Origin of the sequence: Actinomadura darangshiensis (assembly GCF_004349235.1) — a bacterium.
Lineage (GTDB): Bacteria > Actinomycetota > Actinomycetes > Streptosporangiales > Streptosporangiaceae > Spirillospora > Spirillospora darangshiensis.
Genome location: NZ_SMKY01000009.1, coordinates 1 through 22,067 on the forward strand (window position 1 = coordinate 1; position 22,067 = coordinate 22,067).

Here is a 22,067-nt window from a genome sequence, read left to right on the forward strand (position 1 = left end):
GTGCCGGTCCAGGCCGGCGAGGACCTCCGCCGCCACGGCGAACGCGCCGTCCTGCGCGGTCTCCTTCGGGAGCGAGTCGCGGTAGTCGCTGTACCGGACTTCGGTCTTCGCGTTCCCTACGCGGGTCACGACCGTCGCGCCGGAGGTCGGCGAGAACTGCGTGACCGCCTCGTCGCCCAGACCCGTCACCGCCTGGACGGTCACGTCGGACCACTTTGGCCCGAACGACTTGACGGCTCCGCCGAGGGCCGACCGTCCGGTGGGCCGGCCGGGGTACTGCGCGGCGTGGCCGTCCCGGTAGCGGGTGAGGTCGACGGACAGGGTCCGCCTCGACCGGCTGTCGTCGTCGGCCGACGCCCACGAGCACTCTCCCCCCGCGCCGTCCTTCGACATCCGCAGCTCCCCGGGCAGCAGGCGGGCGAGGGTCGCCGCCGAGACCCCGCAGCGCGCCGGGAGCGTTTCGATCACCGGCCCCGCGGGGACGCGGTCCGGCCCGGTCGGGGGATCGGCCATCTGATCGAGGCTTCCGGGCCCCGGGATGACCTTCATCAGGGCGATGCTGATCGCGAACACGACGACGAACGCGAACACGATGGCGCCGTCGTCTCCAGGACGGGAGGTGCCGCCCGCCGGGGCCGCCGTCATGACCGCAACGACCTCTCCACCGCGACGGCGACCGTATAGGCGCTGTCGATCAACTGCCGGCCACGCAGATCCAGCTCCTTGTCGGCTCCCTCGTAGGCGACCTCGACCAGCACGTTGCGCTTCTGGAAGAGGACCAGGCCCGCGTCGCCCGAGGAGCCGGAGCCGACCTCGGTGACCGCGAACGCCCGTTCGCCCGGCCCGGTGAGCGGGGTGAGCTCGGCGAAGTCGTCGAGCGTGATGGACTTCTTCTCCCGCAGGTTCCGGTAGACGGCCTGGTACTGGCGCGTCGCCGTGAAAGCCCCGTAGCCGGGTACGTCCTCGTCCGCGACCGCCAGCGACACGGTGAGCGCGCGAGACCGCCCCTCGTTGGAGTACCGGGACGTCCGGGCCTTCCACGTGCAGGAGTCGACGGACAGGCCCGCCTGGTTCACGATCGCCATCAGGGTCGAGGCTCCCCGCCGCCGGTACGCCCCGCGGGCGACCTTGTCGACGGTGGCGCCGGGGACGGCGTCGCATGGTCTGGGGACCCGGCCCAGCGCCGGCGTGGCCGGGTGCATCCCCGTGCTCAGCACGGGCCGCGCCGCCGCCCCCATGCTCTTCGCCGTCTCGGCCGCCGCGGCGAACGCCCCGTCCACCGCGGTCTTCTCCGAGATCGTCCTCTCCCGGCCGCGCACGGCGTCCCACCCGGTGTAGCGGACCGACACGACGGCGTTGCCCACCCGGAAGGCGAGGTTCGCGCCTTCGGTCTCCTGCTCCGCCGAGTAGCGGACGACGGCCTCCTCGCCCAGGCCCTCCACGATCTTGGGCGGGCCGGACCTCCCGGTCGAGCCCGGCCCGGTCATGCCCACCATCTGCATCGCCTCGCTGATCGGCGACTGCTGGATGCCCGTGGCGAGGCTGATGTCCACGTCGAGGACGCGCTCGTTCCGGTAGTCGTCGCCGAAGCACCAGCCGCACTTGGCCTTGCCGTCGTCCAGCGAGTACCAGCTGCAGTCTCCCGCGCCGCCCTCCCGGAAGACGCCGCCCTTCTCCGGATCGGGGTCGGACCCGGGCGCGAGCCGGGCGGCGGTGCCGTCCGAGACCCCGCAGTTGTGCGGGATCTTCTTGACGATCCGGCCCGCGGGCACCTGCTCGGCGCCGGCGGGCGCCGCGATCAGGGGCCCGTCGGAGATGCCCCCGGGATCGCCGGACCCGCGCGAGGCGACGACGGCGACCGTGACGACGAGGACGACGACGGCGGCGGCACCCGCCAGCGCGAGCCGCCGGCGGCCGGTCCGGAGGGGCGGCCCGGCGGGTTCGGGATCGGACACGCGAACTCCCAGGGAGGGGGCAGTTGATCTCCTAGGACTGCGCCGTCAGGGCCGAGGTTCGGGTCCCGCGCCCGAATTCTTCCGGCGGACGCTTCAGGGGAGGGTGCGGCGCATCAGCAGGACGGCGACGTCGTCCTGGGCCGGCTCCTTGCCGATGAGATCCGCCATCACGGCGGCCGTGACGTCCTCCGGCGGTCCGGCGTACGCCGCCTCGCAGAGCCGGTCGATGCCGTCGAGGAGCGAGTTGTCCCGCCGTTCGATCAGCCCGTCGGTGTAGAAGCACAGCAGGGCGCCGGGCGGGAGCGCGACGGTCGTGGTCCGGCGGGGGATCACCTCGTCCAGGCCGATCAGGACGTCGAAGTCCAGGTCGAGGGCCCGCGCCGGGGAGTCCGGGAGGGCGAGGACCGGGGGAGGATGGCCGGCGGACGACACCCGCACCCGGTCCAGGCGGGGGTCGCACACCGCGTACAGGACGGTGGCCGTCGCGTCGGGCTCGAAGTGCATCATCTTCCGGTTGAGCCTGTGCAGCACCTCGGCCGGATCGGCGGTCTCCAGCGCGTAGGCCCGCAGGGCGCTGCGCATCCGGCCCATGATGACGGCGGCCGGGAACCCGTGCCCGGCCACGTCCCCCATGACGATGCCGATGTGACCGGACGGGAGGGTGAAGACGTCGTACCAGTCGCCGCCGACGATCGCCTGGCCGGGACGGTACCGGGCCGCCATCTCGACGCCGGGGATGTCCGGAAGCGTGGACGGGATCAGGCTGCGCTGCAGTTCCAGGGCTCCCGCCCGTTCGGCGTGGCTGAGCAGCGACTGCACCGCCAGCGCGGTCTGCGCGGCCGCGATCTGCAGGAACTCCTCCTCGTCCGCGGTGAAGCGGCGCGGGTCGAGAGTCCCGATGTGCATGACGCCCACCAGCGTGCCGCCGCCGATGAGCGGGACGCCGAGGAGGGAGCGCAGGCCCTTGCGCACCAGCAGCGGGTTGAAGAGGTCGGCGCTCGGCACGTCGGGGATGTGGATCGGCCGCCGTTCGGCGGCGACGCGTCCGGCGAACCCCCGGCCCAGCGGGACGTGGGCGGCCTGGCTGACCTCCTCCTCGATGCCCCTGGCGGCGGTGGCGACGAGGAGGCGCCCCGGCTTGTCCAGGAGCAGGACGACGGCGGTGTCCACCGCCAGGACCTCGCTGACGCGTTCGAGCATGCTGTTCAGGAACTCGTCGACGTCCATGTGCGTGAACGCCGGGTGTGTTACCGACTGGATGTTCTCCAGCTTTCGGGTCACACCGTCCAAAGGGCCTGACGGGTTCTCCACCCGCCCGAGTTTACGGGCGCCGCCCGAGGCGGTGCCGGACTCCGGCGGCGATCTCCAGGTCCTCGCGGGCGCCGACCACGAGGGTGCGGACGGGCGCGCCGGGGGCGGTCAGGTCGGTGTCGCCGGAGGCGGCGGCGTTGCGGTCCGGGTCGATGGAGACGCCCAGGTAGGCGAGGTCCTCGGCCAGGCGCATCCGGACGGACGGGTCGTGCTCGCCGACGCCGCCGGTGAAGACCAGGGCGTCGAGGCCGCCGAGGGAGGCGGTCATGGCGGCGGCGCAGGCGCGGAGGCGGTGGTGGTAGACGTCCAGGGCGGCGAGGGCGTTGACGTCGCGTTCGCCGGCCTGGTCGCGGACGCGCCGCATGTCGCCGGTCCCGGTGAGGCCGCGCAGGCCCGAGTCGCGTTCCAGGGCGTCGCCGACCTCGGCCGGCTCCACGCCGTGCTTGATCAGCCACAGCGGGATGCCCGGGTCGATGCTGCCCGCGCGGGACGCCATGACCAGGCCCTCCAGCGGCGTGAAGCCCATGGTGGTGTCGACCGAGCGGCCTTCGGCGACGGCGCACAGGGACGCGCCGGAGCCGAGATGGCAGACGACCATGCGCGCGGGAACGGCCCCGAGGAGCTCGCCCGTGCGCCGGACGGCGTAGGAGAACGACAGCCCGTGGAACCCGTAGCGGCGCAGGCCGAACCGTTCGCGCCATTCGGACGGGAGCGCGTAGGCCGCGGCGGCGTCCGGCAGGGTGGCGTGGAAGGCGGTGTCGAAGCAGGCCACGGCCGGGACGTCCGGCAGCGCACCGGTGATCTCCGCCAGGGCGTGCAGCGACGCCGGCTGGTGCAGGGGCGCGAGGTCGGCCAGTTCGCGGAGGCGTTCGGTGACCGTCGCGTCGATCCGCACGGGCGAGGTGAAGTCGGTGCCGCCGTGGACGAAGCGGACGCCGATCGCGTCCGGGCGGGGCATGCCCGCGACGAGGCCGGCCATCTCGTGGCCGCCGCCGGACTCCTGCGCGAGGATCGCGTCGCCCGCGTCGAGCAGGCTGATCTTGAGGCTGCTCGATCCCGGGTTGACCGTCAGGACCCGCATCAGTACGGCCACGTCCAGTCGCGGATCTCGGGGGCGTCCTCGCCGTGCTCGCGGGTGTGGGCGCGGAGGGCGAGGCGCCGGTCGGCCATCCGCTGCCGGATGTGGGCGACCCGGCCGCCGAGCGACGGGACGCGGTCGATGACGTCCATGACCAGGTGGTAGCGGTCCAGGTCGTTCAGCATGACCATGTCGAACGGCGTGGTGGTCGTCCCCTCCTCCTTGTAGCCGCGGACGTGGAGGTGGTGGTGCCCGGCCCGCCGGTAGGTGAGGCGGTGGATCAGGTACGGGTAGCCGTGGAAGGCGAAGATGACGGGCTTGTCGGTGGTGAACAGGGCGTCGTAGTCGCGGTCCGGCATGCCGTGCGGGTGCTCGCTGGACGGCTGGAGCCGCATCAGGTCGACGACGTTCACGACCCGGACGCGCAGGTCCGGGAACAGCTGACGGAGCAGGTCCACGGCGGCGAGCGTCTCCAGCGTCGGGATGTCGCCCGCGCAGGCCAGCACTACGTCGGGGTCGGCGCCTCCATCGGTCGATGCCCATTCCCAGATGCCGATGCCGCGGGTGGAGTGGGCGATCGCGGCGTCCATCGGCAGCCAGTTCAGCGCGGGCTGCTTCCCGGCGACGATCACGTTGACGTAGTCGCGGGAGCGCAGGCAGTGGTCGCCGACCGACAGCAGCGTGTTCGCGTCCGGCGGCAGGTACACCCGGACGATCTCCGGCTTCTTGTTCATCACGACGTCGAGGAAGCCGGGGTCCTGGTGGGTGAAGCCGTTGTGGTCCTGCCGCCACACGTGCGACGACAGCAGGTAGTTCAGCGAGGCGATCGGCCGCCGCCAGGGCAGGCCGCGGGTGACGTTCAGCCACTTGGCGTGCTGATTGAACATGGCGTCGACGATGTGGACGAACGCCTCGTAGCTGTTGAACAGGCCGTGCCGCCCGGTGAGGAGGTAGCCCTCCAGCCAGCCCTGGCACAGGTGCTCGCTCAGCACCTCCATCACCTGGCCGGACGGCCCCTGGTGCTCGTCGGTCGGGAGCCGGATCCCCTGGAAGACGCGGTCGGTCGCCTGGAACACGTCCCCGAGCCGGTTCGACGCGGTCTCGTCCGCGCCCATGATCCGGAAGTTGGACGGGTTGGCCTTCACGACGTCGCGGAGGAACGCGCCGAGCATCCGGGTGGGCTCGGACGCGGTGGTGCCCGGCTTGTCCACGGGCACGGCGTAGTCGCGGAAGCCGGGCAGCCTCAGCGGCTTCAGCAGCAGGCCGCCGTTGGCGTGCGGGTTGGCGCTCATCCGCCGCTCGCCGCCCGGCGCCAGGGCGCGGAGCGCGGCCACCGGGCGCCCCTCGCCGTCGAACAGCTCGTCCGGGCGGTACGAGCGCAGCCACTCCTCCAGCTGCGCGCGGTGCGCGGGGTCGTCGCGCACGCCGCCGAGCGGCACCTGGTGGGACCGCCACGTGTTCTCGACCGGTTGCCCGTCCACCTCCTTCGGGCCCGTCCAGCCCTTCGGGGAGCGCAGGACGATCAGGGGCCAGCGGTGCCGCTCGGTGATCCGGCCCTCGCGGGCGCCGCGCTGGATGCCGTCGATCTCGTCGAGGGCCTGGCCGAGGGCGGCGGCCATCTTGCGGTGCATGGACGCGGGCTCGTCGCCGCTCACCAGCAGCGGCCGGTAGCCGTAGCCGTCGAGCAGCTGGACGAGCTCCTCCTCGGGGATCCGCGCCAGCACCGCCGGATTCGCGATCTTGTAGCCGTTGAGGTGCAGGATCGGCAGGACGGCCCCGTCCCGCACCGGGTCCAGGAACTTGGTGGAGTGCCAGCTCGCCGCCAGCGGCCCCGTCTCCGCCTCGCCGTCCCCGACGATGCACGCGACGACCAGGCCGGGGTTGTCGAACACCGCGCCGTACGCGTGCGCCAGCGAGTAGCCCAGCTCGCCGCCCTCGTGGATGGAGCCGGGCGTCTCCGGCGCGACATGGCTGGGGATGCCGCCGGGGAAGGAGAACTGCCGGAACAGCCTGCGCATGCCGTCGGCGTCCTGCGACACGTCCGGATACACCTCGCTGTAGGTGCCCTCCAGCCACGCGTTCGCGACCGCCGCCGGGCCGCCGTGCCCCGGGCCCATGACGTAGATCATGTCGAGATCGCGCGCCTTGATCGCCCGGTTGAGGTGGGCGTAGGCGAAGTTCAGGCCCGGCGTGGTGCCCCAGTGGCCGAGCAGCCGCGGTTTGAGGTGCCGGCGTTCCAGCGGTTCGCGGAGCAGCGGGTTGTCCAGCAGGTAGATCTGGCCCACGGACAGGTAGTTGGTGGCCCGCCAGTACGCGTCGATCTCCCGCACTTCGTCATCGGTGATCGCGACGGACTCGGTCATGGCGCGTCCTCCGGTGCTCGTACCGCCCTGAGGGGATCTGGTCCCCTCGATCGCGGACCTCAACCGCCGGGGTGCCATGCCGGAAAACGACGAGCCCGCGAAAATGACGAGGCCACGGCGCGCGGCCGTGACCTCGTCCCCCCCACCCGGATGTGGACGTCACCGGTTACAGAGGCGGTGGCCGCGCCAGAAGCCGCGGTCTCCGCCCCGCCCCCCAGCGAACCGGTGGGAGCGTCTCCACTAGGTGCGTTGAAGCATGCCGCCTACCCGCGCGTAGGTTCACGGGTCCGGGCCGCCGTTCGACGAGCGGCGGACGGCGCGCGACGAATGGTCGACGCACGGCGACCGGTGGACGACAGAGAGCGACGATGACTCGATCGCAGGGTGCGCTAGCGGTCTGCGATGCTACGCAGATCCATACAGGTCAGCGGCAAGGAGGCGGAATGGGCGGGTTCTTCACCGGACGGACGCTGGCGGCCATCGGGGACGACCTGCGTGCGGGACGGGAGTCGTCGCGCGAGCTGGTCGCGGGGGCCCTGGAGTCGGTCGACCCGGACCTCAACGCCTTCGCGACCCTCGACCCGGGGGGTGCCGAGGCCGCCGCCAGGTGGGCGGACGAGGAGCTGGCGTCCGGAATCGACCGGGGCCCGCTGCACGGCGTCCCCGTCGCGGTGAAGGACATCATCGACGTCGCCGGCCTGCCGACCGGGATGGGGTCGGCGCACTTCGCCGGGCACATCGCCGAGACCGACGCGGTGTGCGTGACAAGGCTCCGCGACGCCGGAGCCGTGATCGTCGGCAAGACGGGCACGCAGGAGTTCGCATTCGGCGGCACCGGCGACGTGTCGGTGAACGGGCCGGTCCGCAACCCGCACGACCGGAATCGGATGTCCGGTGGGTCGAGCAGCGGCAGTGCCGTCGCGGTCGCCGCAGGCATGGTCCCGCTGGCGCTCGGCACGGATACGGGCGGGTCGGTGCGCATCCCGTCCGCGTTCTGCGGGATCGCCGGGTTCAAGCCCGCGCACGGCGTGATCCTCACCGAGGGCGTCTTCCCGCTGTCGCGCTCGCTCGACCACGTGGGCGTGCTGGCCGGGACCGCGGCGGACTGCCGCATCGCCTACCGCACGCTGACCGGACCGGCCGAAGCCGTCCCGTCCCCGGTGGACGAGGCCGCACCGTACGGGCGCGTCGCGTGGATCGAGCCGCCCGCCGTCGACCCCGAGGTGGAGCGCACCGTCCGGGCGCTGTTCCCGGACGCCCCGGCCGAGCGGATCGACTTCGCCGGGCTCCGGCAGGTGTTCATCGCGATCGAGTTCAGCGAGGCGCACGACGTTCACGCCGAACGGGTCGCCGAGGCGCCCGGCCTGTACCAGCCGGCCACGCTCGGGCGGCTCGCGGACGCGGGCCGGATGCCGGGCTGGCGGCTCGTCCGGGCGCTCCGCGACCGCGACCGCTACGCGCGGGAGGTCGCCGCGCTGCTGGACCGCTACGACCTGCTCGCCATGCCCACCATGCCGATCACCGCCCCGGAGATCGGCGCGACCGAGGTCGCGCTCGGCCCGCTCACGGCGCTGCTGGTCAGCCTCACGTCCCCGTGGAACGTGCTCGGCCTGCCCGCGCTGACCGTTCCCGCCGGAACCGCCGGCGGCCTGCCCGTCGGGGCGCAGCTCGTCGGCCGGCGCGGCGCGGAGAGCCTGCTGTTCGACGCCGCCGAGCGGCTCGCCGGCGGTCAGAGGTAGAGGCCGAAGAACTCCTCGGGGTGCTCCAGCAGCGGCGGCAGGTCCTCGGCCGTCAGGGTGATCAGCTCCTGCCTGCTGGGCGGCTCGGCGGCCGCGCCGTCCTTGCTCCACTCGGCGGTGACGGCCGCCGAGGCGACGCGGTCCGCCTGGTTCGCGACGGCGACGTCCAGCATGTTGCGCATCAGGCGGCCGTTGCCGAAGGACGCGCCGCGCGGCGCCCCGCGCAGCATCGTGCGCAGGACCTCCTCGGTGCCGGCCGCCAGCTCGAACCCGTCGGCGCCGGCGAGCTGCCCGAACACGGTGATCAGCTCGTCGTCGCTGTAGTCGGGGAAGTGGATCTGCTTGGGGAACCGCGAGTCCAGGCCCGGGTTGGCGACCAGGAACTCGGCCATCTCCTGCTGGTAGCCGGCGACGACCACGACGAGGTCGTCGCGGTGGTCCTCCATCAGCTTGACCAGCTCGGCGATCGCCTCGTGCCCGTAGTCGCCCTTCAGCGGCGACTGCGTCAGCGTGTACGCCTCGTCGATGAACAGGACGCCGCCGATCGCGCGCTCCACCAGCCGGCGCGTCCGGGGCGCGGTCTGCCCGATGTACTCGCCGACGAGGTGCGCGCGGGACGCCTCCACCAGATGCCCGGACGACAGCACGCCGAGCCGCTTGTAGATGCGGCCGAGCAGCCGCGCCACCATCGTCTTGCCGGTCCCGGGGTTGCCGGTGAACACCATGTGCCGGGTCGGCGGCGTGATCGTCAGGCCGGACTCGCTGCGCAGCCGCGCCGCGTGCGTCCCGGCGACCAGCAGCGCGATCTCGTGCTTGACGGTCTCCAGGCCGGTGAGGTCGCGCAGCTCGGCGAGGGGGTTCCCGGCGGACTGCGCGGTGTCCAGCGCGGCCGGGACGTCCTGCTTGCGGACGACGGCCCCGGCGCCGTCCTGCGCGCGCTCCCGCGCCGCCGCGACGGCCTGGTCGGCGAGATGCGGCGCCAGCCGGGCGTTGCGGAGCGTCTGCATCGGCGGCGTCGCGGCCAGCAGCGCGCCCGCCGCCTCGACCGCCGGCCGGGTGCCGCGGGCGCCGCGGGCCGCCAGCGCCCGGCGGAACAGCTCGGCGTGGCCGGCCGCGGTGAACGGCCGGGTCCGCGCGATCCGGAACCGCTGCGGCAGCACCGGGTTGATCTCGCGGATCCGCTCCTCGCCGCCGGCGTCGCACAGCGCCACGAGGTGCAGGTCGGGGTGGACGGCGAGGAGCCGGTGCAGCTCGGCCGCCAGGGCCTCGCCGTTGCCGGGGTCGGTGACGATGCCGTCCAGGCCCTCGATGATGAGCAGCCGGTCGCCGGCGCAGTCGCGGGCGTCGGCGTGCAGCTTGGCGACGGCGTCCGACAGGCGCTGCCCGCTGAACAGGTTGTCGGTGATCCAGTGCGGGTCGCGGCCGAGCGCGAGCGCGGTGCCGAGCTCCTGCGCGGCGTCCCGCTTGCCGGTGCCGTCCGGGCCGCTGATCAGCAGCCGGACGGGTGCGCCGCCGCTGGTCAGCTCCTCCAGCGCCGCCGTCACCTCGGGCTGGTCGACCAGCGACGTGGCGAGCTCCGCGCGGCCGCCCGCCGGCTGCCCGTCCGCCTGCCGCCCGGACGTCCCGCCGTCCGCCGCGGGCGTGCTCGGCAGCGTCTCGGTGAGCGGGTTGACGACGCGGCGGCGCGGCGCGTAGAGACGGCGCAGGTCCGTCTGGAACTGGCCGACCGGGATCCACTCCGCCTTCGGGAACCACGGATCGCCCGGCAGCCCCTGCACGACCGCGATGAACCGCATCGCCATGTCGAGCCAGCCCCGGCACGCGTCGGCGGCGCCCGCGACCAGCGCCCGGACGAGCCACGACCGGGTCCGCTCCTGCCACGCGCCCGCCTTGAACCCGCGGCGCTCGGCGGCGAACCGCAGCTGCAGCTCGCCGTAGCGGTCCTCGCCGAGCGCGACCGCCAGCTCGGCCGGGATGTGCTCCATGCTGCCCTGCAGCAGCAGATGGATCAGGTGGACCTCGACGCTCTCCTCACGCGGCGCCGCCTCCATCAGGCGTTCGAAGCAGGCGAGCAGCCCCGCGCACACCCACTCCAGGTAGCCGACCGGGCCGAGCAGCTCCGGCACCGCCGCGACGATGTCGTCGCCGGCGTGCGCGTGCCAGTGCTCCCGCAGCTCCATCTTCGGCAGGTTCATGTCGCAGGCGGGCGGGTCGTCGTACAGCCGCAGCAGCGCCTTGCGGCGCTCCTCCAGCGGCTCGACGCCCTCCAGGACCGACAGGCAGTCGCGGGCCAGCTCGATCGCGAGCTCCCGGTCGGGCGCCTCGATGAGCCAGTCCACCGGTGGCCGCCACCGGCCACCCGGCGCGTCCCACCGGGTCATCCGGGTGCTGAGCGGCCCCGGGTTGACCAGGTGCCGCTGCAGCAGCCGCTCCGGCAGCTGCGACCACGACCCCGCCTTGATCGCGCCGCCGCCCGGCAGGAACGCCAGCATCCCGAAGATCTCCGCGGTGACGAGCGACGCCGGCAGCGTCAGCAGCTTGTGCTCGTCGGTGGTCAGCTCCACGGCCCGCGGGTCGGCCGCCAGCCCGTCGATCCGGGCCGAGATCTCCTCGAACAGCCCGTCCGGCACACGCCACGGACCGTGCGAGTAGACGTCGAGCACCGGCTCGTCGGTGAGCAGTAGCTCCAGATGCTCCGGCAGCCGCAACGAACACTCCCCAAGAAGGCGCAAAAGAGGGGTACAGCTTATGTTTTCCCGGCCTGTGCTGTGGTGCCCGCGGCACACCTGGCGGTCAAGGGCGGCGCAGCGCCTCCACGGCCATGCGGGCGGCGGTGCCGATGACGGCGTCGGCCTGGGGGAGGACGGCCGTGGGGAGCAGGGACCGGGTGAAGACCGCCACGGCGTAGCGGGCGCCGTCGGGGTACTCGACGGCGCCGACCTCGTTGCGGAGGGTCGGGAGGGTGCCGGTCTTGCCGCTGACGACGACGTCGTCGTAGGGGAAGCCGGACGAGAGGCGGTGCGGCCAGACCTGGAGGCCGAACAGCCGCCGCATCGCCGCGCAGCCGTCCGGCGGCGCGGCCTCGTCCCGCCAGATCATCGACAGCAGCCGGGTCATGTCGCGGGGCGTGCTGCGGCTGGTGCGCAGCGGGTCGAGGGCGCGGAGCCGGTTCATGACGCCGGGCTCGTCCAGCCTGGCCCACACCTCGGCGACGCTGCCCGCCCCGGCGTCGGTGAGCAGGGACTCGTGCAGCCCGCGGCCGTCGACCTCGATGACGGTGTCGCGGAGGCCGAGCGCCGCGGCCGCCGCGTTGACGGCGTCCAGGCCGACCCGGTCCATGACGGCGTCGGCGGCGGCGTTGTCGCTCACGGTGATCATCAGGCAGGTGAGGTCGCGCAGCGACATGCGCACCTCGTCCAGCAGCGCCGACACCCCGGTGGATCCGGCGGTCCGCTCGTCCGGGCGGAGCGTGACCTGCTCGGACGGGTCGAGCACGCCGCCGGCGGCCTGCCGGTGGAACGTGACGAGCAGCGGCACCTTGAACACCGACGCGAGCACGACGGGCTCGCCGGCCGCGACCGCGACCTCCCGCCCGGTGTCCATGTCGACGACGTGCAGGAACCCGGTGACGCCCGCGGACCGGAACTCCGCCCTGATGCGCTCCGCCACGTCCGTCGTGCGGGCCGTCCGCGGGGGGCCGGCCCCCCGGTTCGCTTCGCTCATGCGAGGAAACCCGACGACGGCCGCGGGACGACGCGGCGGGCGGGGACGGCGTCGAGCAGGGTCATGCCGGCCGCGCCGCGCAGGACCGCGGTGGCGACGGTGGTGAAGTCGGCGATCGCGCGGGCGTGCTCGGGGTCGCCGGCCCGCCGCCAGGCGCACGACGTCCGCCAGACGAGGGGTTCGCCGGCCAGCGGGCGCCACGTCACCCCGGCGGTGTCGTCGGTGCGCGGGACGAGGGCCACCGCCGTCCCCGCGAGGACGAGCCCCAGCGCGAACCCCGGATGCCGCGCCTCGTGGACGGCCGCGGGCCCGTAGCCGTGCCGGCGGCAGCCCGCGAGCAGCTCGTCGTACGCGCCGGGCGCCTCCTCGCGGGGCGGGACGACCAGCTCCCGGGCGCCGAGGTCGGCCAGGTGCACCTCGGGGGCCGCGGCGAGGTCCCCGGCGGCGGGCAGCAGCACCCCGAGCGGCCGGCCCAGCATCGGGCCGAGCTCCAGGTCGCGGGTGTCGCACGGATGCCGCACGACGCCTGCGTCCAGCGCGCCCTCGGCGAGCGCGCGGATCTGCTCGCCGGTCCCCGTCTCGCGCAGGTCGAGCCGCAGCTCCGGGCGGCGCTCCCGGAACGCGGCGATCAGCGCGGCGACGATCGGGCCGCCGAGGTCGCTCGGCAGTCCGGCGCGCACCGTGCCGACCTCGCCCAGCCGGGCCCGCTCGGCGACGGAGTACACGCGGTCCACGCGGGCGAGGATGTCGCGGGCCTCGTCCAGCAGGATCCCGCCCGGCGCGGTGAGCCGCACCCGCCGGCTGGACCGGTCGAACAACCGCACCCCGAGCTCCCTCTCCAGCCGCTGGATACGCTGGCTCAGCGGCGGCTGGGCCATGCCGAGGCGCTCCGCCGCGCGGCCGAAGTGCAGTTCCTCGGCGACCACGACGAAGCATCGCAGATGCCCCACCAGATTCACGACCAGCGATGATACCAATCCGGATATCCCTCCGACATCGATATCAATCTTGGACTTTCCGGGCGTCGGCTGGTGTTCTTGTGCCTTCATCGAGGGGGAAGGGAGTTCGACGATGCACCGATCCCGTGTGCTCGCCGTCGCCGCGGTCGCGGTGGCGGTCGTGATCGTGGGGGCGGGGGCGGTGTGGTTCCTGCGCGGCGGAGACGACCCGGAGGACACCGCGAAGCGCTACCTCGCGGCCTGGACCGGCGGCGACTACGCCGCGATGAAGGCGCTGACCGACGGGGCGCCCGCCGACTTCGAGGCCCGGTTCACCAAGATGCGCGACGATCTCGGCGCCACCGGTCAGCGGTACGCCGTCGCCTCCGTCGGCCGTGCCAAGGACGACCGCGCGGGCGGGGCCTACAGCGCCGAGGTGGTCCTCGCCGGCAGCCGGACCTGGAAGTACGACGGGTCGCTGCCGCTCGTGAAGAAGGACGGCGACTGGCTCGTCCAGTGGTCGCCGCAGGTCCTGTACCCCGAACTCAAGGAGGGGCAGCAGCTGCGCGCGTCGCGCTCCTGGCCGCCCCGCGCCGCCGTCTTCGCGGCGGACGGCACCGACCTGAGCGCCTCGCCGTCCGGGTCGGCCCAGCAGCTCGCCGGGCCGGTCGGGCCCGCGTCCGCCGAGCTGGCGAAGCAGGTCGGCGCCCCGTACCGCAAGGGTGACCCGGCCGGCGCCGACGGCCTGCAGAAGCAGTACGAGCGCCGCCTCGCCGGCACGCCCGGCCTCGCCGTCCAGATCGTGGACGCCCAGGGCAACGAGGTGAAGACGCTGCAGCGGTTCGGCAGCTCCGAGGGCAAGGCGGTGGACACGACCATCGACCCGAGGGTGCAGGCCGCCGCGGGCAAGGCCATGACGGACGCGAACAAGCCGGCGTCGATGGTGGCGCTGCGCCCGTCCACCGGGGAGATCCTCGCCGTGGCGAACAAGCCCGGCGGCTACAACCGGGCGCTGATGGGCCGCTACCCGCCGGGTTCGACGTTCAAGGTCGTCACCGCCGCCGCGCTCGTCGCGGGCGGCATGTCCCCGGCCACGAAGGTCGGCTGCCCCGCCACCACCGCGATCGGCGGCCGCTCGTTCCACAACTACCAGCACGAGGACTTCGGGTCGATTCCGCTCCGCGAGGCGTTCGCGCACTCGTGCAACACCACCTTCGCGCGCCTCGCCGTCGACAAGCTCGGCGAGAAGCGGCTCGCCCAGGTCGCGTCCCAGTTCGGGTTCAACGCCCCCCTGATCACCGGGCTGCCCGCCGTCCGGGCCGCGTTCCCCGACACCAAGGACGACACCGCCTTCGCGTCCGCGTCCTTCGGCCAGGGCGAGGTCCTGACCAGCCCGCTCAACATGGCGAGCGTCGCCGCCGCGGCGGCGGACGGAACCTGGCGGTCGCCCCGCCTGGTCGACGCCGCCCTCGCCGCGCAGGCCGCCGACGCCGGGGGACGCAAGCCGGAGGCGCCGAAGAAGCTGGAGCCGGCGGTGAAGAACGCCCTGCACGCCCTGATGCCTGCCGTGGTCAGCGAGGGCACCGCGTCCGGCGTCGGGTTCCCGTCCGGCACGGCCGGCAAGACCGGCACCGCCGAGTTCGGCGAGGGCGACAACCCGCCGACCCACGCGTGGTTCATCGGCTACCGCAAGGACGTCGCCTTCGCCGTCATCGTCGAGGGCGGCGGCACCGGCGCCGAAGCCGCCGCCCCCATAGCCGCCAAGTTCCTCCGCGCCCTCTGACGTTGACTTGCGGCGTGCGTTGTTCTGATGCGCTCCATAACAACAACACGCCGCAGGTCAACGGAGGGCGCGGGCCAGGACTCGGGCGGTTTGGGCTATCGCCTTGTCGTCGGGGTCGGCGTCCGGGGCCGGCTTGTTGGTGGTGATCACGATGATCAGGGGGGCGCCGGACTTCGGGTAGGCGATGGCTATGTCGTTGGCGGTGCCGTAGGTGCCGCCGGTGCCGGTCTTGTCGCCCACCGTCCAGCTCTTCGGGAGGCCGGCGCGGATGCGCTCGTCGCCGGTCACGGTGGCCTTCATCCAGTCGATGAGCCGCTTGCGGTCGGCGGGGACGAGGACGCCCCCGACGGTGAGGGCGCGCAGGTCGCCCGCCCAGGGGCGCGGTGCGGTCGTGTCGCGCTGCTCGCCCGGCTTCCAGTCGTTGAGGGCGGTCTCCCAGCGGTCACTGCGGCTGACCCTGTCGCCGATCGAGCGGAGGAAGGCGGTGAGGCCCGCGGGCCCGCCGATCTGCTTCAGCACCAGGTTCCCCGCGGTGTTGTCGCTCTGGGTGATGCCGGCGTGGCACAGGTCGGCGACGGTCATGCCGGTGTCCACGTGCTTCTCGGTGACGGGGGAGTAGTCGACCAGGTCGTCCTTCGTGTAGTGGATCACCCGGTCGAGCAGGCCGGGGTCGCTCTCGCGCGCCTTCCGCAGGACCGCGCCGCACGCCATCGCCTTGAACGTGGACGCGAACGGGAACGACTCGTCCGGGCGGTGCGAGACCGAGCGCCCGGTGCCGGTGTCGATCGCGAACGCGCCGATGCGCTCGTGGTGGGTCGCCTCAAGGCGGGCGATCTGCTTGGTGACCTCGGCCTGCGCCGGGTCGGGGGAGCCGATCCTGGACGTGTTGCTCTGCGGCGCCGCCTTCTGCGCGGCCGGGCTCGCGCCGCAGGCGGCGGCCCCGGCGAACGTCGACAGGGCGAGAACGGCGACGCCGAGCCGCCGGACATGGGGTGCGTGAGTGGTCATGCGGGAGAGGAGACCAGAGGCGCGAACACGATGTCCAATATTGATATCGGGCGCCAGATGATATTCGTTCGCATATTTATCGGCTTTGACCTCGTCTGATTGGGCTGTCACAACCAGTTGCGCCGCTTGAAGATCAGGTAGAGCCCGACGCTGCAGACCACGATGACGACCGTGCTGACGATGAAGCCGGAGTGCGCGGAGAACCCCGGATACGGGACGTTCTGCCCGTAGAACCCGGTGACCGCGGTCGGCACCGCGATGATCGCCGCCCAGCTGGTGACCTTCTTCATCACCTCGTTCATCCGGTTGCTCTGCAGCGCTAGCCGCGTGTCGAGCAGGTCGGCGATCAGGTCGCGCAGGCCGTCCGTCCATTCGGCGACGCGCAGCGTGTGGTCGTAGACGTCCTGGAAGTACGGGACGAGCGGCGCCGGGACGACCCGCAGGTCGCGGCGCAGCAGCGTGTTGAGCACCTCCCGCATCGGCACCGCGACCCGGCGCAGCGCGGCCAGGTTCTTGCGCAGCCGGTAGCTGCGGCGCTGGATCTCCTTGACCGGGAACACGTCGTCGAAGACCAGGTCCTCGACCGCGTCGGCCTCGTCGTCGAGCGCCTGGACGGCCTCCAGTTGCAGATCGACGACCAGGTCGAGCATCCCGTAGAGGAGGAACGCGGCGTTCGGCTCGCCGAGCCCGGCGTCGGGGCTCTCGTCCCAGCGCCGGATCAGGGCGTCGACGTCGAACCCGCGGTCCTGCCGGACCGTGACGATGGCGCGCTCGGTGAGGAACGCCGAAACCTCGTGCATGACCAGCTCGCCGTCGTCCACTTGCGGGACGTAGACGTTGAGGAACGCGTACCCGTCGTAGCGGTCGAGCTTCGCCCGCTCGTGCCGGGAGACGGCGTCCTCCACGGCGACGGGGTCGAGGCCCAGCTCGTCGCTGATGACGCGCAGGTCCTCGTGGCGCGGGCCGCACAGGTCGAGCCAGACGACGACGTCCGGGCGCGCCAGGTAGTCGCTCACCTTCGCGACCGGGAAGCCCTGTGCCTCGATCTTGCCGCCGCGCCAAGCCCGGGTCCGCGGTGGCGCACTGCCGATCCGGTTCCCCGGCTCACCTTCGACATCGGTTTCGGACGGATGGGATCCCATGCGCCCTCCTATACCCCGCTTGAATCGGAAATGAGGTCAGCCGGTGCGCGGGGTGGTGGTCGAGCCGCGGACGACGAGTTCGCCGGGCAGGACGCGGGGGGCGGGGTGGTGGCCGGCGAGCAGGTCGAGGAGCGCCGTCATGCCCTGCGCGCCGAGTTCCCCGGCCGGCAGCCGGACGGTCGTCAGCTCCGGTTCCAGCGCCGTCGCCAGCAGGACGTCGTCGAACCCGGTGACCGACAGGTCGGACGGGATGTCCAGGCCGAGCGCCCGCGCCGCCTTGTAGGCGCCCGCCGCGATCAGGTCGTCGTCGCAGACCAGCGCGGTCGGCGGGTCGGCGGCGGTGAGCAGCCGGGTGGCGGCGTCCTTCGCGGCCGTGACGTCGATCGCGCAGTCGGCGCGGGTCAGCACGCCGCCGGGCAGGTCCGCGACGACGGCGGCGAGCGCGGCGGCGCGGGCGTGGAACGTCCACTGGTCCACGCCCGCGGCCACGTGCCCGATCCGGCGGTGGCCGAGCCCGGTGAGGTGCCCGGCGATCGCGCGCATCCCGTCGGCCACGCCGAAGTCGACCGTGGGAATGGCGCCGTCGGGGCCGCTGTCGAGCATCACGGCGGGCGTGCCCCGGAACTCGCCGAGCGCCTCCACGGCCATCGAGGACGCGAGGATGCCGTCGATCGCCTCCTGGGGCGCCGCGAACGGGCCGTCGGCGGGGCCGGCCGCGTCGTCCGGCCAGGTCGAGACCACGACACCGAAGCCGTGCTGGGACGCGACCCGCGCCGCGCCCGTGTAGACGGGGCCGAAGAACGGCGCGGACAGGGTCGGGACCATCAGCAGGACGGTCCGGGTCGTGCCGAGGCGCAGGTTGCGGGCCGCCTGGTTGGGCCGGTAGCCGAGCCGCTCGGCGGCGCTGCGCACGCTGCGGACCGTGGCGGGGGAGACGCGCCCGTTCCATTTGCCGCCCAGCACGAGCGAGACCGTGGACTGCGAGACCCCGGCCTCGTGGGCCACGTCCTTGCTGGTCGGACGGCTGACCGCCGGCACCGGTGCCTCCCTGGACGGACCCTCGGTGTGAAATCAGGTACGAAATCAGACTAGAGCCGAAGGGTCCGGAAGTGGTACGTATGACCGGTCGGGTACTACGTATGACGGGATGTTCGGGGGCCGATCGATGCGGGGCTATGTCGTCTTCCTGCGCCGGCCGTACGCGGGGCGGCTGCTCGGCGGCACGCTCCTCGGCCGGCTGCCCAACGGGATGGGCATGCTCGCCGTCGTGCTGCACATCCGGGCCGACGACGGCGGCTACCCCCTCGCCGGGACGCTCGCCGCGATCTTCGGGCTGGCGACCGCCGCCGGGCAGCCCGTCCTCGGCCGCACCATGGACCGGCTCGGCCAGCCGCGCGTCCTGCTGCCCGCCGCCTGCACCGCCGCCGCCGGGTTCGCGCTGCTCGCCGCCGTCGGCGCCGACCCGCTCCCGGTGTCCGTCGCCGCCGTGTTCGTCGCCGGGTTCGCCACCCCGCCGCTGGAGGCCGGGCTGCGCGCGCTCTGGCCGGACGTCCTGGACGGCCCCGAGCAGGTCGACGCCGCCTACGCGCTGGACGCCGCCGCCCAGGAGATCCTCTTCACCGTCGGCCCGCTGCTCGTCGTCGCCGCGGCCGTCGCGAACACCGAGACGGCGCTGCTGCTCACCGGCGCGCTCGGCATCGCCGGGACGCTCGTCGTCGCGCTGTCCGGGCCGTCCCGCAGGTGGCGGGGCGCGCCGCGCGCCGCCGACTGGGCCGGGCCGCTGCGCTCCTCCGGCCTGCGCGTCCTGCTGCTGTCGCTCGCCTTCGCCGGGATCGCGCTCGGCGTCTACGCCGTCGCCGTCGTCGCCTACGCCGAGGAGCAGGGCAGCGACCTCGCGTCCGGGCTGCTGCTGGCGTGCATGGCGGGCGGCGCCCTCGCCGGCGGGATCGTCTACGGCGCCCGGTCGTGGGCGGGCGAGGCGCACCACCGGCTGCCCTGGCTGCTCGCCGCGCTCGCCGCCGGATACGTCCCGCTCGTCCTCGCGCCGGGGCTGCCCGCCATGTCGGTGCTCGCGTTCGTCTCCGGCGTCTCCCTCGCCCCCGTGCTGGCGTGCAGCTTCACCCTCGTCGACCGCCTCGCGCCCGCCGGGACCGTCACCGAGGCGTTCGCGTGGGTCGTCGCGGCCATCGGCGCGGGCGGGTCGCTCGGCTCCTTCGTCTCCGGTTTCGGGCAGGACGTCGCCGGCGTCCCGGGCGCGTTCGCGGGCGCGGGGGCCGGCGGCGTCCTCGCCCTGCTCCTGTGCCTGCTCGGCGCCCGGACGCTGCGTCCCGCCCCGGCCGTCACCGCCGAGTACGCCGCCTAGCCCTGCCTCCGGCCGGGCGTCACACCCAGGACTGGAACCAGATCCGGTTGTGCCACTCGTCGTACGGGAGCGTCTGCGCGGACAGGATCGGATAGAAGTACGCGAAGTTCGCCAGCACCACCAGGACGAACGCCCCGGCGGCCGCGGCGCCGACCAGCCGCCGGATGCCCGCCCCCGGCACCGGCACCGGCGCGTGCGCCCCGGGCGACGCCTCCGTCGGCGGGTCGCCGGCGGACGGGGAGGTCTCCTCGTAGCCGCTCTCACCGGGCGGCGCCGCGTGCGCGCCCGCCCCCCAGGCGGGCGCGGGACCTATCAGATAGCCCAGGACCAGGACGACCGCCAGCACCATGAACGGGATCAGCGGCGTCGCGTAGAACAGGAACATCGTCCGCTCGCCGAACGCCGACGGGAACCAGGTCAGCCAGCCCGCGAGGAAGCCGAGCAGGATCGCCCCGGCCCGCCAGTCCCGCAGGATCAGCCAGAGGAACACCACGACGATCAGCGCGACCAGCGCGCCCCACCACAGCGCGGGCGTCCCGATCCCGAGGATCTCCCGCGAGCAGCGGGACGCCCCGCCGCACGCGTTCTTCGGCTCGGTGTAGAAGAACGCGACCGGGCGGCGCAGGATCGGCCAGTCCCACGGCCACGACTGGTACGGGTGCTTGGCGTCCAGGCCGGTATGGAAGTGGAGCATCTCCGCGTGGTAGTGCCACAGGTTCGGCATCGCCTCGAACGGGCGCCACAGGGGGTCGCCGGACACCGTGCCGCGTCCCCAGCCGCCCGGCTTGAAGATCCACCCCCACCAGGTCGCCAGGTAGGTGACCAGGCCCACCACGACGAGCTGCACGAACGCCGGGACGGCCTCCAGCAGCATCGTGCCCGTGAACGGGGACCGCACCCCGGCGGCGCGGCGGGCGCCGAAGTCCCACAGGACGACCATCACCCCGAACGCGGCGAGGTAGAAGATCCCCGTCCACTTGGTGGCGCAGGCCAGGCCGAGGCAGACGCCCGCGCCCCACCGCCAGCCGTGCGCGAGGAACGGCCCGTACACCGAGGTCTCGCCGCGCTCGATCTTCTCGGCGAGGGTGCGTCTGGACCGGTCCCGGTCGTTCACCAGGCACGCGAACCCGGCCAGGATCCAGAACATGACGAAGACGTCCAGCAGCGCGGCCCGGCTGGTCACGAACGCCAGGCCGTCCAGCGCTAGCAGCAGCCCGGCGGTGCAGCCGAGCAGCGTCGAGCCCGTCATCCGGCGCGCGAGCCGGCACAGGATCAGCACCGACAGCGTCCCGGCCAGTGCGGGCATGAACCGCCAGCCGAACGGCGTCGCGCCGAACATCCACTCGCCGATCGCGATCATCCATTTGCCGAACGGCGGATGCGCGACGAACGAGGGCCCGCTGCCCCAGATGTGGGCGTCCGGATCGGCGATGAGCATCTTGTCGGCGTTCTCGACGGTGTTGTGCTCCCAGCCGAACTTCAGCAGCGCGAGCGCGTCCTTGGCGTAGTAGGTCTCGTCGAACACCACCGCCTTCGGCGTCCCCAGCCGGTCGAACCGCAGGTACGCGGCCAGCGCCGTGACCAGCAGCGGCCCCAGCCAGGACAGCAGCGAGCTCCCCGGCACCGCGGGGGCGAGCCACTCCCGGAGCGAGGGCGTCCGGCGCCTGGACGTGATGGTCGGGGCGGAAGCCAGATCCGTCGTCGCCATGGGGCGAGTGTACGGGCGCCCGTGCGCGGCGCCACCGCGCCGCCGGTGAGATGGGAGGATGGCCCGCGTGACGGGGACCTTGCTGCTTGCCGGGGCGCCGATCGGGCGGGTCGAGGACGCGTCCGGACGGCTGCGGAGCGCGCTGGCCGCCGCGCCGGTGATCGCGGCCGAGGACACCCGGCGGCTGCGGCGGCTGGCGGGCGACCTCGGCGTGGAGATCGCGGCGCGCGTCGTGTCCTACAACGACCTGAACGAGCGGGCGCGGGCGGCCGGGCTGGTGGCGGAGCTGCTCGCCGGACGGGACGTCCTCGTCATCACCGACGCGGGCATGCCGGGCGTGTCGGACCCCGGGTACCGGCTCGTCGTGGCGGCCGTCGCCGCGGGCGTCGAGGTCACGGTGCTGCCCGGTCCGTCCGCCGTCACGGCCGCGCTGGCGGTGTCGGGCCTGCCCACCGACCGGTTCTGCTTCGAGGGGTTCCCGCCGCGCAAGCCGGGCGAGCGGTCCCGGCGGCTGGCCGCGCTGGCCGGCGAGCCGCGCACGCTGGTGTTCTTCGAGTCGCCGCGCCGGCTGCCCGCCACCCTCGCGGCGATGGCGGACGCGTTCGGCGCGGACCGTCCCGCCGCGGTGTGCCGCGAGCTGACCAAGACCTACGAGGAGGTCCGGCGCGGGACGCTGGCCGACCTCGCCGCGTGGGCCGAGCCCGGCGTGCTGGGCGAGATCACGCTGGTCGTCGGAGGCGCGCCGGAGCCGGAGGGCCTGTCGGACCCGGCCGACCTGGCGGCGGCGGTCGCGGTCCGCGAGGAGGCCGGCACGCCCCGCAAGCAGGCCATCGCGGAGGTCGCCAAGGAGAACGGCACGCCTAAACGCTTTGTTTACGACGCCGTTGTCAAGGCCAGGAAATAGTCACCGGCATCGGACCGGTCCAACCAGTTCTTTCTGGGCATAACCCGATCGGT

16 protein-coding genes are annotated in these 22,067 nt (G+C 73.5%); 4 read left to right on the forward strand and 12 right to left on the reverse strand.

Annotated features, from left to right (window positions below):
• The 5 genes from E1293_RS03640 to E1293_RS03660 form a co-directional block, all read right to left on the reverse strand.
• Positions 1 to 645 (reverse strand): hypothetical protein (locus tag E1293_RS03640; protein WP_132193772.1); only part of this gene is annotated, 645 nt, incomplete at its 3' end.
• Positions 642 to 1,955, reverse strand: coding sequence for a hypothetical protein (locus E1293_RS03645; RefSeq protein ID WP_132193774.1), 1,314 nt, complete (start codon positions 1,953 to 1,955; stop codon positions 642 to 644). The genes E1293_RS03640 and E1293_RS03645, both read right to left, overlap by 4 nt.
• Positions 1,956 to 2,048: 93 nt before the next feature.
• Positions 2,049 to 3,236 carry a PP2C family protein-serine/threonine phosphatase gene (locus E1293_RS03650; RefSeq protein ID WP_207938651.1) on the reverse strand — a complete coding sequence of 396 codons (1,188 nt, stop codon included), beginning with the start codon at positions 3,234 to 3,236 and terminating at the stop codon, positions 2,049 to 2,051.
• Between the two features lie 40 nt (positions 3,237 to 3,276).
• On the reverse strand, positions 3,277 to 4,347 hold the full coding sequence (locus tag E1293_RS03655; RefSeq protein WP_132193869.1) for an acetate/propionate family kinase: 1,071 nt from the start codon (positions 4,345 to 4,347) through the stop codon (positions 3,277 to 3,279).
• Positions 4,347 to 6,707 (reverse strand): phosphoketolase family protein, encoded by a 2,361-nt coding sequence (locus E1293_RS03660; protein ID WP_132193776.1) that lies wholly within the window; start codon positions 6,705 to 6,707, stop codon positions 4,347 to 4,349. Before E1293_RS03660 ends, E1293_RS03655 begins: the two co-directional genes overlap by 1 nt.
• Positions 6,708 to 7,150: 443 nt before the next feature.
• On the opposite strand from E1293_RS03660, the gene E1293_RS03665 reads away from it, so the two are divergent.
• Positions 7,151 to 8,446, forward strand: coding sequence for an amidase (locus E1293_RS03665; RefSeq protein ID WP_132193778.1), 1,296 nt, complete (start codon positions 7,151 to 7,153; stop codon positions 8,444 to 8,446).
• Here the strand turns inward: E1293_RS03665 and E1293_RS03670 are convergent.
• The 3 genes from E1293_RS03670 to E1293_RS03680 all read right to left on the reverse strand — a co-directional run bounded on the left by E1293_RS03670 (position 8,437) and on the right by E1293_RS03680 (position 13,128).
• Positions 8,437 to 11,154 carry an AAA family ATPase gene (locus E1293_RS03670; RefSeq protein ID WP_132193780.1) on the reverse strand — a complete coding sequence of 906 codons (2,718 nt, stop codon included), beginning with the start codon at positions 11,152 to 11,154 and terminating at the stop codon, positions 8,437 to 8,439. The genes E1293_RS03665 and E1293_RS03670 overlap by 10 nt on opposite strands.
• Before the next feature lie 85 nt (positions 11,155 to 11,239).
• On the reverse strand, positions 11,240 to 12,169 hold the full coding sequence (locus E1293_RS03675; RefSeq protein WP_132193782.1) for a serine hydrolase: 930 nt from the start codon (positions 12,167 to 12,169) through the stop codon (positions 11,240 to 11,242).
• Positions 12,166 to 13,128, reverse strand: coding sequence for a LysR family transcriptional regulator (locus E1293_RS03680; protein WP_132193784.1), 963 nt, complete (start codon positions 13,126 to 13,128; stop codon positions 12,166 to 12,168). Before E1293_RS03680 ends, E1293_RS03675 begins: the two co-directional genes overlap by 4 nt.
• A 112-nt stretch (positions 13,129 to 13,240) precedes the next feature.
• Between E1293_RS03680 and E1293_RS03685 the strand changes: the two genes are divergently transcribed.
• Positions 13,241 to 14,890, forward strand: coding sequence for a penicillin-binding transpeptidase domain-containing protein (locus E1293_RS03685; RefSeq protein ID WP_132193786.1), 1,650 nt, complete (start codon positions 13,241 to 13,243; stop codon positions 14,888 to 14,890).
• A gap of 57 nt (positions 14,891 to 14,947) precedes the next feature.
• Here the strand turns inward: E1293_RS03685 and bla are convergent, their stop codons facing one another.
• From bla to E1293_RS03700, 3 genes are all read right to left on the reverse strand, one after another.
• On the reverse strand, positions 14,948 to 15,898 hold the full coding sequence (gene bla / locus E1293_RS03690; protein WP_132193788.1) for a class A beta-lactamase: 951 nt from the start codon (positions 15,896 to 15,898) through the stop codon (positions 14,948 to 14,950).
• A 107-nt stretch (positions 15,899 to 16,005) separates the two neighbouring features.
• Positions 16,006 to 17,040: a magnesium transporter CorA family protein gene (locus E1293_RS03695; RefSeq protein ID WP_132193790.1), complete on the reverse strand. Its 1,035-nt coding sequence runs from the start codon at positions 17,038 to 17,040 to the stop codon at positions 16,006 to 16,008.
• 36 nt (positions 17,041 to 17,076) lie between these two features.
• Positions 17,077 to 18,078, reverse strand: a complete 1,002-nt coding sequence (locus E1293_RS03700) for a LacI family DNA-binding transcriptional regulator (RefSeq protein WP_132193792.1) — start codon at positions 18,076 to 18,078, stop codon at positions 17,077 to 17,079.
• Positions 18,079 to 18,187: 109 nt separating this feature from the next.
• Between E1293_RS03700 and E1293_RS03705 the strand changes: the two genes are divergently transcribed.
• On the forward strand, positions 18,188 to 19,402 hold the full coding sequence (locus E1293_RS03705) for an MFS transporter (protein ID WP_243715989.1): 1,215 nt from the start codon (positions 18,188 to 18,190) through the stop codon (positions 19,400 to 19,402).
• 19 nt (positions 19,403 to 19,421) lie between these two features.
• Here E1293_RS03705 and E1293_RS03710 read toward each other — a convergent pair whose 3' ends face one another.
• Positions 19,422 to 21,110, reverse strand: coding sequence for a dolichyl-phosphate-mannose--protein mannosyltransferase (locus E1293_RS03710; protein WP_132193794.1), 1,689 nt, complete (start codon positions 21,108 to 21,110; stop codon positions 19,422 to 19,424).
• A 58-nt stretch (positions 21,111 to 21,168) separates the two neighbouring features.
• Between E1293_RS03710 and rsmI the strand changes: the two genes are divergently transcribed.
• On the forward strand, positions 21,169 to 22,014 hold the full coding sequence (gene rsmI, locus E1293_RS03715; RefSeq protein WP_132193796.1) for a 16S rRNA (cytidine(1402)-2'-O)-methyltransferase: 846 nt from the start codon (positions 21,169 to 21,171) through the stop codon (positions 22,012 to 22,014).
• Positions 22,015 to 22,067 lie beyond the last annotated feature (53 nt).